Source organism: Micromonospora sp. NPDC002296, assembly GCF_040296145.1.
GTDB lineage: Bacteria > Actinomycetota > Actinomycetes > Mycobacteriales > Micromonosporaceae > Micromonospora.
In genome coordinates, this window is sequence record NZ_JBEOWQ010000015.1 from 115,485 (window position 1) to 131,731 (window position 16,247).

The 16,247-nt window shown below is 74.2% G+C and carries 7 protein-coding genes; 1 reads left to right on the top strand and 6 read right to left on the bottom strand.

Translation table 11 applies throughout. From position 1 onward, the window contains the following. Positions 1–104: 104 nt before the first annotated feature. Positions 105–5,063 (bottom strand): non-ribosomal peptide synthetase, encoded by a 4,959-nt coding sequence (locus ABT023_RS14870; RefSeq protein WP_350885557.1) that lies wholly within the window; start codon positions 5,061–5,063, stop codon positions 105–107. A 268-nt stretch (positions 5,064–5,331) separates the two neighbouring features. On the opposite strand from ABT023_RS14870, the gene ABT023_RS14875 reads away from it, so the two are divergent. Further along, a complete protein-coding gene (locus tag ABT023_RS14875) occupies positions 5,332–6,879 on the top strand; it encodes an amino acid adenylation domain-containing protein (protein WP_350885559.1) in 1,548 nt (515 codons plus the stop codon). 128 nt (positions 6,880–7,007) lie between these two features. Here the strand turns inward: ABT023_RS14875 and ABT023_RS14880 are convergent, their stop codons facing one another. From ABT023_RS14880 to ABT023_RS14900, 5 genes are read right to left on the bottom strand one after another with little or no spacing between them, the layout of a single operon-like run. Beyond that, positions 7,008–9,260 carry a penicillin acylase family protein gene (locus ABT023_RS14880; protein ID WP_350885561.1) on the bottom strand — a complete coding sequence of 751 codons (2,253 nt, stop codon included), beginning with the start codon at positions 9,258–9,260 and terminating at the stop codon, positions 7,008–7,010. After that, entirely contained in the window at positions 9,257–10,942 is a 1,686-nt protein-coding gene (locus tag ABT023_RS14885; protein ID WP_350885563.1) for a condensation domain-containing protein, read from the bottom strand. Before ABT023_RS14885 ends, ABT023_RS14880 begins: the two co-directional genes overlap by 4 nt. Before the next feature lie 54 nt (positions 10,943–10,996). After that, positions 10,997–12,805, bottom strand: coding sequence for an ABC transporter ATP-binding protein (locus ABT023_RS14890; RefSeq protein WP_350885565.1), 1,809 nt, complete (start codon positions 12,803–12,805; stop codon positions 10,997–10,999). Next, the gene (locus ABT023_RS14895; RefSeq protein WP_350885567.1) at positions 12,802–14,634 is read right to left on the bottom strand and encodes an ABC transporter ATP-binding protein; all 1,833 of its coding nucleotides are present in this window, start codon (positions 14,632–14,634) and stop codon (positions 12,802–12,804) included. The genes ABT023_RS14890 and ABT023_RS14895 overlap by 4 nt, the downstream gene beginning before the upstream one ends. Further along, a complete protein-coding gene (locus ABT023_RS14900; protein ID WP_350885568.1) occupies positions 14,631–16,247 on the bottom strand; it encodes a condensation domain-containing protein in 1,617 nt (538 codons plus the stop codon). The genes ABT023_RS14895 and ABT023_RS14900 overlap by 4 nt, the downstream gene beginning before the upstream one ends.

A 16,247-nucleotide genomic window follows, 5' to 3' on the forward strand; every position in this document is an offset into this window, starting at 1 on the left:
CCGCACGATCGGTCGCCGGCCACGTTCAGTGCATCCGCCTGTTGCCCGGCACGACCTGCGCGGCGGGCCGCCCCCGCCGGCTGGTGGGGCCGCTGCGGCGGTCGTCAGTCGTTCGCGTCCGCCGGGTCGCCGAACAGGTCGTCGAAGATCCGGTCGATCCGCTCGGTGCCGTCGGCCGCCGCCACCGGCTCGGCCGCCGCCATCTCTCCCCGGCGTACGCATTCGGCGAGCCCGGCGACCGTGGGGTCGGTCAAGAATCCCGCCAACGAAACATCCACCCCGGTCCGACGACGCACCGCCCACACCAACCGCGTCGCCAACAACGAATGACCACCCAACTCGAAGAAGTTGTCCCACACACCCACCCGGTCGACACCCAACACAGACCGGAAGTCCTCCACCAAACCCCGCTCCACCTCATCCCGAGCCGCGACAAGCACCCCACCGCCGTCCCGCACCCCGAACTCCGGCACCGGCAACCGCCGCACGTCGACCTTGCCGTTCACCGTCAACGGAAACTGCTCCACCACCACGAACACAGACGGCACCATGTACTCCGGCAACGACAACCGCAACCGCTCCCGCAACCCACCCACACCCACACCATCCACCTGCACATACGCCACCAACCGCCGATCCCCCGGCACCACCTCCACCACCCGCGCCACCACCGCCCGCACCCCCGCACACGCCGCCAACGCCACCTCCACCTCACCCAACTCCACCCGAAAGCCCCGGATCTTCACCTGGTTGTCGGCCCGACCCAGGTATTCGAGCTGCCCCTCGGGCAGATAGCGGGCCAGGTCACCGGTGCGGTACATACGCGCACCGGGGGCGTCGGCGAAGGGGTCCGCGACGAAGCGCTCGGCGGTCAGCGCGGCGCGCTTGAGGTATCCGTCGGCCAGCCCGACCCCACCGATGTACACCTCCCCGCGGACCCCCTCCGGGGCCAGTTGCCCCTGGTCGTCGAGGACGTAGATCCGGGTGTCGGCGATCGGTCGGCCGATCGGCACCCAGCTCGGCCACTCGGCCGGCGTTCCGGACAACGCGTAGAGCGTCGCGACGTGGGTCTCCGACGGCCCGTACTCGTTGAACAGGCCGCAGCCGGGCAGCGCGGTGAAGAGCCGGATCAGGTCGTCGTTGACGAGCAGTTGCTCCGACCCGGCGATCACCGTGTCCAGCGCCCAGGGCAGCGGCGCGCCCGCGCCGAAGCCCTCGGCGACCTGGAGCAGCGCCGGAGCGGGGATGAACATCCGGTTGACCCGCCGGGCGGCCACCAGCTCCAACAGCCCGGGAAGGTCCTGCCGCTCATCCTCGGTGATGAGCACCAGGGTCCCGCCGTCAACGAGCGTCGAGAAGATCTCCTGGAAGGAGACGTCGAAGCTCAGCGACGCGAACTGGAGGGTGCGGTAGCCGGCGGGCCGGCGCGGGTAGTGGGCCAGTTGCCAGGCGACCAGGTTCGCCACCGCCCGGTGCGGCATGCAGATGCCCTTGGGTCGACCGGTCGACCCGGAGGTGTAGGTGACGTAGGCGACCGCGTCCGGTCGCAGGTCGATCGGCGCGGGCGCGTCGGCGGCCGGCGGCAGCTCGTCCACGTCGATCAGCGGCACGTCGACCGACGGCAGCCGGCCGGCCATCGTGGCGTCGGTCAGGATGACCGGGGCGTCGATGTCATCGAGGATCAGCCGGATCCGCTCGGCCGGATGCTTCGGGTCCAACGGGACGTACGCCGCCCCGGCCTTCAGGGTGCCCAGCACGGCGGCCAGCATCTCGAACGACCGCCGGACCGCGACGCCGACGAAGCTGCCAGCGCCGATGCCGCGCCGGCGCAGCTCCGCGGTCACTGCGTCGGCCCGCCGGTCGAGTTCGGCGTACGTGAGCTGCCGCGCGCCGGCCACCGCCGCCACCGCGTCGGGCGTGCGGCGCACCTGCCGCTCGACCCAGCGGTGCAGCAACGGCTCCGGCACCTGCACCGGCGCCGTCCGGTTGTAGTCGACCAGCAGCCGCCGCCGCTCGTCGGCCGAGATCGTCGGGACCTCGGTGAGCCGGAGGCGCGGATCCGCCGCCACGGCGGTGAGCAGCCGGACCAGCCCGTCGGCCAGCCGCCGTACGGTGACGCGGTCGAACAGTGCGGTGCTGTAGTCGATGACCCCCGCCAGTCCGTCGGCCGCGCCCGACGGCGACTGCCGGGGCGCGAACTCGATGACCAGGTCGACGATGGACACCCCCGCCCCGGTCTGACCGAGCCGCACGTCGAGGCCGGGCATCCGGACGGGGTCGCCAGCCGGTTCGAGCATGTTCAGCAGCACCTGGAACAGCGGGTTTCGGGTGACCGTACGGGTCGGGTTCAGCGTTTCCACCAGGCACTCGAACGGGATGTCCTGGTTCGCGTACGCGCCGAGGTTCTTCGCCCGCACCCGCTCCAGCAGCTCCACGAACCTCGGGTCGCCGGTGGTGTCGGTGCGCAGCACCAGGGTGTTCACGAAGAACCCGACGAGGTCGTCGAGTGCGGCGTCGCCCCGCCCCACGACCGGCGTGCCGAAGGCGATGTCGGTGCCGGCGCCGAACCGGGTCAGCAGCGCGGCGACGCCGGCCTGGAGGACCATGAACAGGCTGCACCGGTGTTCCCGGGCCAACGCCGCGAGCGCCGCGTGCGCCGAGGCGTCGAGCGCGAACTCCACGGTGTCGCCGCGGAAGTCCATCTCGCCGGTGCGGGCCCGGTCGAACGGCAGCGGCAGCTCCTCGGGCAGCCCGGTCAGCTCCCGGGTCCAGTAGGCCAGCTGGCGGCCCAGCGGGCTGTCCGGGTCGGACCGTCCGGCGAGCAGGTCCCGCTGCCAGAGCGCGTAGTCCGCGTACTGGACGGGCAGGTCGCGCCAGGCGGGCGCCGTCCCGCCCCGCCGGGCGGCGTACGCCTCGGACAGGTCGCGCAGCAGCGGGGCCACCGACCAGCCGTCGCTGGCGATGTGGTGCAGGACGAACAGCAGCGTCCACTCGTTCGGGCCGGTCGTGAACAGGTGGGCGCGCCAGGGCAGCTCGGTGGCGAGGTCGAAGCAGCGCGACACCGCCTCGGTGAGGGCCTTGTCCAGCTCCGACGCCGCGACGGCGACCGGTTCGGTGACCGCGGTGCGCGGCGGGGCCGGGACCACCACCTGGACGGGTTCGCCCGCGTGTTCCTCGAAGCGGGTGCGCAGCGTCTCGTGTCGGCCCACCACGTCGCGCAGCGCGGCGTCCAGCGCGGCGAGGTCCAGCGGGCCGGCCAGGTGCAGCACCAGCGGGCTGTGGTAGATCGGCGCGGTGTCGCCGACGAGCCGGCTGAGGAACCACAGCCGCCGCTGCGCGTAGGAGAGCGGAATCAGCTCCGGCCGGGGCCGCACGGTCAGCGCGACGCGTCCCCCGGCCGCCGGCTCCCCGGCCTCCTCCGCCTCGGTGGTGAGCCCGAGCAGGTCCAGCAGGCCGTTGAGGGTGCTCGCCTCGAACAGGTCGGTCAGCCAGACGTCCAGCTCCAGTTCGTCGCGCAGCCGCAGCACCAGCCGCGTTCCGGCCAGGGAGTTGCCGCCGAGGGCGAAGAAGTCCCCGTCCGGGTCGACCGGGCCGGGGCCCACCGCCTCGGCCCACAGCTGACGCACCCGGGCGGCGACCTCGTGCGGCTCGTGGCCCGGTGCCGGCGCCACCACCCGGGCCGGTGCCGGGGCCGGGTGCGCCGCGACGCTCTGCCGCCGGGCCGACCGGGCCGGAAGCTCCACCCGCAGGTCGGCGACCCGCCGCTGCGGGGCGGCGACGACGTCGGCGAGCAGGTCCGCGTAGCACCGCGAGACTCCCTCGATGGTGGCACGGTCGAACAGGTCCGCGGCGTAGCGGAAGTCGACGTGCGCGCCGCGCGCGCCGAGGGTCACGTCGGCGACGAGGTCGAACTCGGTGCTGACCTCCGCCGCCGCCAGGTACTCCTCCGACAGGTCGGTGACCTCCAAGCCGGGCAGCCGCATCGGTTCGTCCTCCGGCACGATCTGGAAGACGACCTGGTAGAGCGGCTGGCGGCTGCGGTCCCGGGGCGGGTTGACCCGGTCCACCACCCGGTGGAACGGCGCCGAGGCGTGCGTCAGATCGGCGGCGACGTCGGCCCGCACCCGGTTCAGCAGATCGACCCAGGAATCGTCCGGTTCGCACCGCAGCCGCAGGACGACGCTGTCGGCGAAGAGCCCGATCAGGTCGGCCGACTCGGGCTCGTCGCGGCCGGCCACCGGGGTGCCGACGACCACCTCGGGCTGCGCGGACCACCGGGCCAGCAGCACCGTGAAGGTGGCGAGCAGGACCACGAACGGCGTGGTGTCGTGCGCCCGGGCGAGCGCGCCGACCCGGTCGGCCAGCCCGGGGTCGAGCGGGGCCCGGTGGTTGGCCCAGCGGAACCGGCGGACCGCCGGCCGATCGCCGTCCAGCGGCAGCGCCATGGTGGACAGGCCGGCCAGCCGCTGCTGCCAGTAGCGCAGGCCGGCCTGCACCTCGGGTTCGAGTTCCTGGCGTTGCCAGACGGCGAAGTCGGCGTACTGGGCGGCCAGTTCGGGCAGCTCCGGGCGGCGTCCGGTGGCGTGCGCCGAGTACAGCTCGGACAGCTCCCGGCGGAGCACCCCCTGTGACGTCTGGTCGAAGACCAGGTGGTGGGAGGCCAGCACCAGCAGATGGCGCCGCGGGCCGCAGCGGATCAGCTCGCCGCGCAGCAGCGGCGCGTGGGAGACGTCGAAGGGCTGCTCGTACCAGCGCAGCACGAGCGAGCGGACCGCCGTCTGCAGGGCGGCGGCCGGCAGCCCGGACAGGTCGGCGTAGCCCAGGCCGGTCCCGGCGGTCTCGTCGAGCACCTGGCGGGGGGTGTCGCCGACAGGCGTCAACGCGCACCGCAGCAGCTCGTGCCGGGCGAAGATGTCGCCGATCGCGCGGTCGAGCGCGGCCCGGTCCAACTCGCCGTCGAGGGCATGGACCAGCACCGTGCGGTAGGCGGAGAGGTCCGGTACGAGCTGCTGCGACAGCCAGAGCGCCTCCTGGCTGTACGACAGCGGCGGTGCCTCTTCCATATGGGTGGCCACCCCTTCGCGGTCCGTCCGGTGCGGCTCACCCCCCGCGTCGGACTCGCGTCGGGGCCCGGCGCGGCTGGTCCCGCAAGACGGTGACGCTAGGCGGGCCGGGTTAGCGGGTGGTTATGCCGAGCCGCCGCCGTCGGCGACATAACCGGGAGCCAACCCGGGCGTGGCAGGATGCCGCGTGGGAGCGGGACGCACCCGGGCGGCCCGCTGCGACGTCCGAGCGGCCGCCGCCTGTGCCGTCCCCGCGCGGAGGAGACCTGTGACGACTCGCCCACGACCCGACTCGCTGTCCGACGTGTTACGCGCCTCGGCCCGCCGGCATTCCGAGCGGACGGCGTTGGTCGGCGCCGGCGTCCGGCTGACGTACCGGGACCTCGACGGTTGCGTGGACGCGCTCGCGGCCCGGTTCCGGCGGGCCGGGGTGCGCCCGGGGGACCGGGTGGGCCTGCACGTGGCCCGGGGGCCGCTGGCGCTGGTGGGCTCCGCCGCGCTGATGCGGGCCGGTGCCGCCTACCTGCCGCTCGACGTGGCCCAGCCGGCCGCCCGGCTGCGGTACATCGCCGAGGACTCCGGCCTGCGGCTGGTGGTCTGCGACGAGGCCGGCAGCCGGGGCGAGTTCGGGGCCGGCGTGAGCCGGCTGACCGTGGACGCCGACGACCTCGGTCGGCGGGCGTCGACGGACCCGGACGACGAGCCGGCGATCCCCACCGGGTCCGGGGCGTACGTCATGTACACGTCGGGGTCGACGGGCGCGCCGAAGGGGGTGGAGGTCACCCACGCGAACGTGCTGGCGCTCCTCGACGACGCGTTGCCGCTCTTCTCGCTCGGTCCGGACGAGGTCTGGCCGTTGCAGCACGGCCACGGTTTCGACATCAGCGTCTGGGAGATGTGGGCCGGCATCGCCGTCGGCGCCACCCTGGTCGCGGTCACCGGGCCCGCCACCGAGGACGTCGAACAGCTCGCGGAGCTGCTGGCCCGGCACCGGCCGACGCGGCTGCACATCGTGCCGAGCGTCTTCCGTCACCTGGCCGAGCTGGTGGCGGAGGACGATGTGCGCATCCCGCTGCGCAACGTCACCTTCTGCGGCGAGGCGATCAACTACCAGGCGATGCGGACCTGGGCGGACAGCCAGCCGGGGCCGGCCCCGCAGTGGCTCAACTCGTACGGCATCACCGAGACCACGGTCTACAACACGCTGGCCGAGCTCTCCGCCGCCGACATCGCCCGCGCCGATCCGGCCACACCGATCGGAGCCGGCTACCCGACCAGCCCGGTGGTGGTACGCGCCGACGACGGTCCGGCGGCGGTCGGTGCGGTCGGCGAGATCTACATCGGCGGACGGCAGGTCAGCCCGGGCTACCTGGGCCGCCCCGAACTCACCGCGCAGCGGTTCGTCTCCCTGCCGGACCGGCCCGGTATCTGGTACCGGACGGGGGACCTGGGCCTGACCGGCCCGGACGGGCGGCTCCGCTACGTCGGGCGGATCGACGAGCAGGTCAAGATCCGCGGCTTCCGGGTGGAACTCGGGGAGGTCGACTTCGCGATGCGCGGGATTCCGTGGGTCCGCGACGCCGCGTGTGTGGTGCACACGTCGGCGTTGGGCGAGCCGATGCTCGCCGCGTTCGTGGTGCCGGCGCAGGACGCGGCGCCCGCGCCGCAGGCGCTGCTCACCCGGCTCCGTGCGGAACTGGCGGCCCGACTGCCGGCCCACATGCTGCCCAACCGGGTGGTGCCGGTGCCGGTGCTGCCGCTCAACGCCAACGGCAAGACGAATCGGCGGGCGCTCGCCGCCGAGCTGGACGGCTGAGCCGTGACCGCCGGGCATCCGTTCCGGTTCGCCGTCGTCGCGGACGGCGTCGAGGCCCGGAGTGGACCACCCTGGCGCAGCGCGTCTGGTGGCGCGGCTCAGCGGCAGGTGACCTGCCTGCGCAGGGGCTAACCGGGTCCGCCCGGCCCACCCGGCAGGGGCCGACCGGGGTCGCCCGGCCGCCGCAGCAGGGCACCGAGCCGCCGCAGCAGACCCGGTCGGGTCCCGGGCGACCCGACGGGGTGACCGGTGCCCGCCGGCCGGCGGGTCCGGCCGCCGCCGAGCAGGGGGTCGGTCGCCCCCGTCGCCCAGCGCAGCACGGCCGCCTGCTCCTGGGGGCCGGTGCCGGCCGGGCTGCCCGGCAGGGTGAGCAGCCCCCGCTCGGGGCGCGCCGGGTCGACCACCAGCCGCATGGCCGCCCCGAAGTCGGGCTGGGCGACGCAGACGGTCTCGGCGCAGCCGGAGAGCTCCACCACGGGATCGGGCGTGGCGACGGCGCCCAGCGGCGACCGGGCGAGCAGGTTCACCTCACCCCACCGGGCCGGCCGCTCGTGCCCGACCCGCCCGGCCACCACCGCCCGTGCCAGCAGCAGCTGCCCGACGACGAACCGGCGCGGGGTACGCCAGTGCGGCGGCACCAGCCCGTCGGGGAGCGCGTCGAGCAACCCCCGCAGGGCGGACTCGTGGCCGTGGTAGCAGTAGGTGAAGTCGGGGTCGTAGCGGCGGCAGGGCGCGGTGAGCGCGGCGAAGAGCTCCTCACGCAGCAGCTCCCGGAAGACGACGAGCACCGCCAGCCCGTACTCGTCCCGGTCCGCGGTGCCGGTCCACCGGGTGATCTCGTCGCGCAGCGTCGGCAGCGGTTCGGGGGCGTCGCCGACCGGCAGGTGGCGCAGCGCGAGATCCCGGTAGTAGGTGTACAGCTCCGCCCGCACGTCGAGCTGGAGTCGCGCCGCCACCGACTCGGTCGCCGCGCCGACCGCGCGCAGCCGCTCGGCGACCCGTCGCGCCCGCTGACCGCCGAAGAAGTTCCAGGCCACCCCCGAGGAACGGGCGGCGGCGGTGCCGTTGTTGCAGCTCACCACGAACCCGGAGGCGGGATCGACCACCCGGGGCAGGCGGTCGGCCGGGATCCACTCGACGCCCTCCCCGGGCGGGGAGAACCCGCGCGGCCCGCGCTGCGAGCGCGCCGGGAACCGGCCGCCGACCGTCCAGGCCACCCCGCCGTCGCGGTCGGCGAGCACCGCGTTGACCGGTGGCAGCCCGCTGTCGGTGAGTACCGCCACCCCATCGGCCACCGTGATCGCGCCGTACATGCCCACCAGGCCGAAGTCGAGCGCCCGGGGATCGGTGAGGGTGGACCGGAAGGCTACGGCCCGGCCGGCCAGCTCGCCGACGATCGGGCCGCACGGGCTGTCCCGTACCTCCAGCACCTCATCCGGACCGCCCCGAACCGCGATGGTCTCCCGGCGCGGGGTGCCGGGTCCCCCGACGGCGGCGGCGTCGCGCGGGTCCGCCGGGCCGGCGTCGTACAGGTCGACCACGTCACCGGGGAGCCGGGTGAAGCCCCAGGCGACGTGCTGGTTGGTTCCCGACACGATCACCGGCAGCCCCGGAATGGTGACGCCGGTGACCGTGGTGTCCGGCAACGCGATGGTGGCGGCGTACCAGAGGGACGGGTTGGTCAGGGTCAGGTGGGTGTCGCTGGCCAGTACGGCGGTCCCGGCGTGAGACGCGGCCCAGGCGTTGCTGCCGACCGGCCGCTGGTCGGTCACCACCAGCGGCTGCCCGTCCCGTGGCTCGGCCTGCCCGATCAGCTCACGCAACCGGGCCAGCGGCGGGGCCGGCGGGTGGGGTGCGGGCCGCCCGCCATCGACGTCGGTCTCGAACTCGTCCTGTTCGGGCAGGAGGAAGTCCACGACATCCGCGGGCAGCGTGCGCCGCATCACCTCGACCATCCGCAGCTCGCTGCCGTCGGAGGCCAACTCCTGGAAGAGTAGCTGCGCGACGGCGATGGAGTCGACCGGTGACCACCGTCGGTGACCCGTCGCGTCGCCGGCCGCGTCGTTGACGCCCGCCGTGAACGCCTCGACCAGGTCTCGTTGCCCCGCCGGCAGCAGCGTGAAGCACCGCCGGGCCACCTCGGCGAGGTTGAGCCGACGCTGCCAGCGGTCGCCGGGCAGGGCGGCCGGACCGGCCACCTCCGCCAGCCGGCCGTGGATGCGGCGGCAGATCAGGTCCATCTGCTCGCGCCGGTGGTGCGCCACGCTCCAGCCCAACCCGAAGGTGGCCTCCTCGACCGTGCCTGCGGCGATCCGGGGCCGGTCGGAACGGTCGTAGCGGATCTCCGCGCCGCCGCGCCGCACCACCCGTGGCCGGGTCATCGGGGCGGGGCCCCGACCGCCAGCGGCGTCGGCAGCGGGACGTCGGGGGCGCTGACGACGGCGGTCAGGAGCCCCACCACGCTGTCCAACAGCGCCCGCGCCCGGGCCGCCTCGTCGGGGTCGTCGGCGTGCTCGACCACCAGCCGCAGCCGGTCGGCGTCGCCGAGGTGGGCATGGACGGTGCGCTGGGCGGCGATGGCCACCGGCAGCAACGGCGGTCCGTCGTCGGCCACCGGCCGCAGCCGCAGCCGTCCATCGGCCGGCCGCCCGCCGGCGAGTTCGACGGAGAGCACCACGTCGATCAGTTCGGCCGGGTCGACCGCCGCGTCGGCGGCCGGCCCGGCGATCAGCGTCTCCAGCGGCAGATCCGACCACTGCCGGGCCGCCGCGAGCCGCTCGCCAACCAGTTGTACGAGCTGACGGGGGGTCGCCTCGGCGGCGACCGGAACGGCCAGCAGGGTGCTGTTGGCGAACGGGCCGACGGTCCGCTCCACCTCCGCCAGCGGGCGGTTCTCCAGCAGCGTGCCGACCCCCACCGAGGAGAGCCCGGTGAGCCGGGAGACCGCTGCGGCCACCGCTGCGGTCAGCACGACGACACTCGTCGTGTTCTGCCCGGCCGCCCACTGCCGGACCGCCCCCAGCACCTCGGGGGCCACCACGGTTGCGCTACGGGCCACCGCGACGGTCGCGGCCGGTCCCCGGGCCACCCGGGCGGGGTCGTCGGTCAGCTCCCGCACCACGGCGCGCCAGTGCGGGCGGCTCTGCCGCAACATCGCCGGCCACCGCCCCTCCTGCCACAGCGCATAGTCGAGGTACGAGACGCCGTCCGCCGGGCCGGCGGCCACGGCCACGTCCTCGGCACCGACCTCGGCCTCGGTCAGGGTGTCGTACGCGGCGGCCAGGTCGTCCACGAGCACCTGCTGCGACCGGCCGTCGCAGGCGAGGTGGTGCAGGTGCAGCGCCAGCAGGTCGGCACCGCCCGACCGGCGGAACAGCTGCGCGTGCAGCAGGCCACCCGCCGCGAGGTCGAACGGCCGTAGGTGGGCCTGCCGCACCCGGCGGCGCACCCGGCGCAGCGCGTCGGCCGACGGCGGCAGCTCGCGCAGGTCCGTCTCGTCCAGGACGTCGTCGGCGACGGCGGGCAGCACCAGCTGGACGTGCCCGGCGCCCTCCGGGCGGAAGCCGGTACGCAGCGCCGGGTGCCGGTCGACGAGCAGGTGCAGCGCCCGACGGAGCAGGTCCGCGTCGACCCGGCCGCCGTCGCCCGCCTCGACCTCCAGCACGACCGCGACCTTGTTCGCCGGTGACGGCCCGAGCCCGACCTCGACCAGCATGAGCTGCTGCTGTTGCAGGCTGAGCGGGCCGCGTTCCCGCTCGGTGGCCTGCGGGACGTCCACCGGCTGCGCGTCCTTGCCGTGCCGGGCTGCCAGCGCGGCCTGGGCGGCGAACTCCGCGAAGACCGGGAACTGGAAGATCAGGTTGGCGGGGAGTTCGACCCCGAGGCTCCTGCGTGTCCGCGCCATCAGGCGGGTGGCGAGCATCGAGTGCCCACCCAGCTCGAAGAAGTTGCTCTCCGCGTCGACCTTCGGCACGCCCAGCAGGGTCTGCCACAGCTCCCGCAGCCGTCCGGTGAGGTCGTCGTCCACGGCCGCGTCGCGTCCGACGTCCGGAATCCTGTCCACGGTCCACCTTCCACTTCCCGGCACCGTGGCTCGCACGCGCCGTCGTCGCTCGGCTCAGGCGTAGGCGCGGTGCTGCCTGCGGTACATGTCGGCGTAGCGGCCGCCGGGTCGCGCCAGCAACGTCTCGTGGCGGCCGACCTCGACGATCGAGCCGCCGTCCACCACCACGACGAGATCGGCCGTCCGGGCGGTGGAGAGGCGGTGCGACGCGAACAGGGTGACGCCGTTGGCCTGCTCGGCGGCCCGGCGGGCGGCGTCGAGGTACCGGCGCAGGACCGCCTCCTCCGCGATCGGGTCGATCGAGGCGGTCGGCTCGTCCAGGACGAGCAGGCACGGCGCGGGGCGCATGCTGGCCCGCGCCAATGCCAGCCGCTGCCACTGCCCGCCGGACAGGTCGACGCCGTCCTCGAAGGAACGCCCCAGCCTGGTCGACAGGCCGTGCGACAGCCCGTCCACCACCTCGGTCGCGGCCCCCCGGCGTACCGCCTCGGACACCGCTGACTCGTCGTCGACGCGGGTGAGGTCACCGAGCCCCACGCTCACCCCCGCGCTGAACTCCAGCCGGGAGAAGTCCTGGAAACACGCGCTCACCTGGGCGTACCACTGTCCGTCCGGGATTGCGGCGAGATCCGTGCCGTCCACCGTGATCCGGCCCTCGGTCGGCGCGTACAGCCCGGCCAGCAGCTTGATCAGGGTCGACTTGCCGGCACCGTTGCCGCCGACCACCGCCACGGTGGCACCCGCCGGGATGTGCAGGTCCACCTGACGCAGGGCCCAGCCGTCGGCGCCGGGATAGCGGAAGCCGACCCGGCTCAGCGTGATGCCCGAGGTGAGGTTGCGGGGTGCGGCCGGACCGCTGGCCGGTAGCGCCCGCACCGCCTCGTCCACGTAGTTCTCCAGCCACAACAGCCGGCGGGAGGAGGCGACGGTCTGCTGGAGGAAGCCCAGCGACTGCACCAGCTCGTTGACCTGCATGCTGATCGAGGTGACCAGGCCGAGGGTCAGCACGACATCACCGAGCGACACCGACCCGTCGATGTAGCGCCACATCACGAGCACCAGGCCGCCGACGTAGCCGGCGGCGAAGACCAGCGCGCCGAGGGTGGTGAGGAGCAGGTTGCCGGCCATCGCCCGGACCACCCGGCGGTCGGCCGCCCCGACCGCTGCGGCCAGCCGGCGGCGCAGCTCGGGCACCACCCCGAACAAGCGCAGTTCCTTGCCGGCCGCCGGCGTGGTGCCCACGGCGTACAGGTGCCGGCCCTGCCGGGCCGCGCCGGCCCCCGCCTCGACCGCGGCGATCCGCCGCCGCTGGCCCCAACGGGAGGTCAACAGGGCGGGCACGGCCAGCACGGCGATCACCAGCATCCACGGGTCCACCAGGGACAGCAGTACCGCGGTGACGAGGGCCCGCACGCTCGCGCCGAGCACCAGGGAGAGCGCGTCGGTCCCTTCCGAGAGGAAGACCCGTTCCTGGTCCAGGATCTCCAGGTTGTCGAGCACCTTCGGGTCCTCGAGGTGGGCCACCCCGGGCAGGTGGCTGACCAGCGTCATCATCCGACGGTCCACCGACGCCGCGGTCGCCTCGATCATCCGGACCGACAGCTCGATGGCGGAGGCGATCGTCCCCGACCAGAGCGCGGCGGTCAGCACCAGCGCGACGACGGCGGCGGTCACCGTGGTGGTGTCCCCGACCACCGAACCGTCGATGATCAGCTTCACCAGGTACATCAGCAGGGTGACCAGGGTGGGGCGTAGACCGAACATCAGCAGCGTCAGCAGGGTGGCCCGGCGGTCGGCGCGCAGGGACAGGCTGATCGCGGCGACGAGGGCACCGCGCCGCCGGGTCCCGGTCGGTCTCGTCACGTCCGGCCCTCCTCGTGGAATCGCTGAGCCTGCACCGTGAACATCGAGGCGTACTCGCCGCCGAGCGCCATCAGGGCTCGGTGGTCGCCGCGCTCCACCACCCGTCCGTGGGCGAGTACGACGATCTGGTCGGCGGGCCGCACCGTGGAGAACCGGTGGGAGACCAGCACCACCGTCCGGCCGGGCGCGGCGGCCAGCAGCAGGTCGTAGAGCTCGGTCTCGCCCCGCACGTCGAGTGCCGAGGTCGGTTCGTCCAGCAACAGCAGGCCGGCACCGCAGTGGGTGGCCCACAGCGCCCGGGCCAACCCGACCCGTTGCCACTGTCCACCGGAGAGGTCGACGCCGTCGAACTCCCGGCTCAGCACGGTCGACCAGCCCGCGGGCAGCTCGGCGATCACCTCGTCCAGGCCGCTGGCCTTGGCCACCTGGTCGAGGTCGTGCTGCTGGGCCGGATGGTCGGGCGCGCCGAGCAGGATGTTGTCCCGCAGCGGCAGGCTCCAGCGGATCCAGTCCTGGAACAGCGCGGCACAGTGCCGCTGCCACTGGACCGGGTCGAGGTCGCGCAGGTCGACGCCGCCGACCAGGACGCGGCCCTCGGTCGGCTGGTGGAAACCGCACAGCAGCTTGACCAGGGTGGTCTTCCCGGCACCGTTCACCCCGACGATGGCCGTCGAGGCGCCGGCCTCGATGGTGAGGTCGAGACCGCGCAGCACCCAGTCCGTGGAGTGCGGGTAGCGGAAGCCGACGCCCTCGAAGACGATGGAGCCGTTGCGGGGGATCGGCTGACGCCGGCCGGCCGGGCCGGCCGGGAGGTTCGATCGCTCCAACTCGCGGACGGCCCGCACCGTCTCGCCACCGACCGCGATGTGCAGCAGGTCGGGGGTGGCGACCAGGAACCCGCCGCAGCCGACGGCGGCGACGGCGAACGCGGTGAACCGGCCGGGAGTCAGCGCCCCGTTGGTCAGGTCGACGGCGAGGGGCACGAAGACCAGTGCCTGCCCGACCGCCACGGACAGCGTGCTCAGCACGCTCACCCGGACGACGCCGGACCGCTCGGTGCGTACCTGACGCAGCGCGCGGGCCCATTCACCCTGGTAGCCGGCGAGCAGCCAGTCGGCCAGGCCGAAGACCCGGACCTCCTTGACCGCGGGCGGGGTGGTCACCAGCGACTTCAGGTACAGGGCCCGGGCCAGGCCGGCCGGGGTGCCGTCGGCCGAGACGAGCTGGCGCTGGTACAGCCTCGACACGACGACCATGGCGTAGGCGTACGCGGCGAGCAGGCCGACCGCCACCCACCAGCGGTAGCCGAGCAGCACGAGGGCGGAGAGGGTCGCCGCGGCCCGGGCCAGACCGATGTTGACCACGCCGGCGACGGCGTCGCGCAGGTTGGTGGCGATCAGCCCGCCCCGGGTGGCGGCGAGCAGCTCACGGGTGGTCGGGTTCTCCAGCCGGTCCAGGCCGGCGGGGGCCGCCAGCGCGGCGACGACCCGGCCGGAGACCGCCCGGTCCAACGCCCGCCCCACCCGTTCCGCGACGGCCCGGGCGATCATCGGCAGCACCAGCTGCGACAGGAAGACCAGACCGAGTCCGGCCGCCGCCAGCAGGACGTGCCGACTCGCCGCCGGCCAGCCCTGCGCGTGCAGCCGGTCGAGGCTGCCGACCAGCATCCCGGAGGCGACCGCGAGGCCGGCGGGCAGGCCCGCGAAGCAGGCGAGCGTGCCCAGCAGCGCCACCGACCCGGCGCGGTCGGTGCGCAGCGCCTCCGTCATCAGCAGGACCACCGGTGGCGTTCGTCTCCGGGGCGCTGTCGAGGTGGTGGTCGCGGTCATGAGGCGAGGACACCCCGGTCGTGTCCGGCCTCGGCGTCCGGGCCGGCGAGTTCCGCGAAGGCGGCACCGAGGCCACGGCCGGCGGTGGCGAACGAGTCGTCCGGCCAGGAGTCCACCAGGTGCCGGGTCACGCCGCGTAGCCCGTCGTCGGACCACAGTTCCAGGACGAGCCCGAAGGAGGTGAGGTCCACCTGGTCGCCCACCTCCAACGACGGCTCGACGCAGAGCCGGCCGCCGGGCAGTTCGCGTACGGCACGGGGGTCGGGTTGGAACGCGAGGCCGAGGGTCGGCAGGTGACCCAGCGCGGCGAGATCCCGGCCGTCCGCGGCGAGGAGCCTGACGGCCTGCTCGAACGGCATCTCCTCGTGGCGCAGGGCTCGCCCGGCGGCCTGGTGCACGGCGGCGATCTGGTCGGCCGTGGAAGCGGCCGGATCCACCTCCACCGCGACCGGCAGCAGATTGGAGAAGCACCCGACGATCGCGTCGCTGCCCGGCCAACCCCGGTTGGCCACCTGCATGGCGAAGACCTGTCGCCGCTCGCCGGTGTGCCGCGCGGCGAACCTGGCCAGACCCGCCGCGAGGACCGAGAAGAAGCTCACCCCGCTGGTCGCCGCGGCGGCTGCCAGCCCGGTCGCGGTGGGCTGCGGGATCTCGAAGTGGCCGGTCCGCACGACATGGCCCTGGACGGGGATGTTGCGGCCGGTCAACCGTGGCGCGGGCCGGTTGAGGATCTCGGCCAGTCCGCTCAGGTGCTCGGCGAGCCGCGCGCCGGTGAGCGTGTCGGCCTGCCACTCGGCGAAGTCGAGGTACTGGACCGCCAACGCCTCGCGTGCGCCTCCCGCACCCAGGCGCGCCGAGTACGCCTGGGTCAACTCGTCGAGGAGGATTCCCCGGGACAGGCCGTCGTACGCGATGTGGTGGATGCAGGAGATCAGCTGCCAGGTGTCCTCGGCGGTCCGGACCAGGGTGAACCTGGCCGGTGTCTCGGTCCGCAGGTCGAAGCCGTCGACGTGTTCGCGTCGGATCAGCCTGCGCAGCTTCGCCGGACCAGCGGCGCGTAGGTCCACCGTCCGGATCCGGGCCGGCCGGTCGACCACGCGCTGCACCGGCTGGCCGGCAACCTCCTCGACGACCGTGCGCAGTGCCCACTGTCGCGCGACCACGTCGCCGATCGCGCCGACCAGGGCGTCCGGGTCCAGGTCACCGGTGAGGCGGAACAGGTCGACGCCGTTGAAGAAGCTCATCCCGCCGGCGGACCGGTCGATGTCGTAGAAGAGCCGCTGGCTGAACGACAACGGGCTGCCCACCCGGCGGCGGCGGGCGGTCACACTGATCGACCGTCGTCGGGTCGGCTCGGCGACCGTGGCCAGGGCGGCCAGCCGCTCCGCGAGGGTGCGTGCGCTGGTGTGGGTGAACAGGTCGGCGAGGGTGACCGGGATGCGGTACCGCTGCTGCAACCGGGACACGACCCGCATGGCGTCGAGCGAGGAACCGCCGAGCCGGAAGAACGAGTCGTCCGGCTCGCACGCCGCCGCGCCGATCTCCTCGCGGAACAGCTCGGCCAGCGTGCCGGCGGTCGGCGTCGCGTCCGCCGGCGCCGGCCTCGCGTCCAC

Coding starts and splice junctions, on each gene's coding strand:
- ABT023_RS14870 (WP_350885557.1), bottom strand. CDS start 5,063: ATGGAAGAGGCACCGCCGCTGTCGTACAGCCAGGAGGCGCTCTGGCTG.
- ABT023_RS14895 (WP_350885567.1), bottom strand. CDS start 14,634: ATGACCGCGACCACCACCTCGACAGCGCCCCGGAGACGAACGCCACCG.
- ABT023_RS14880 (WP_350885561.1), bottom strand. CDS start 9,260: ATGACCCGGCCACGGGTGGTGCGGCGCGGCGGCGCGGAGATCCGCTAC.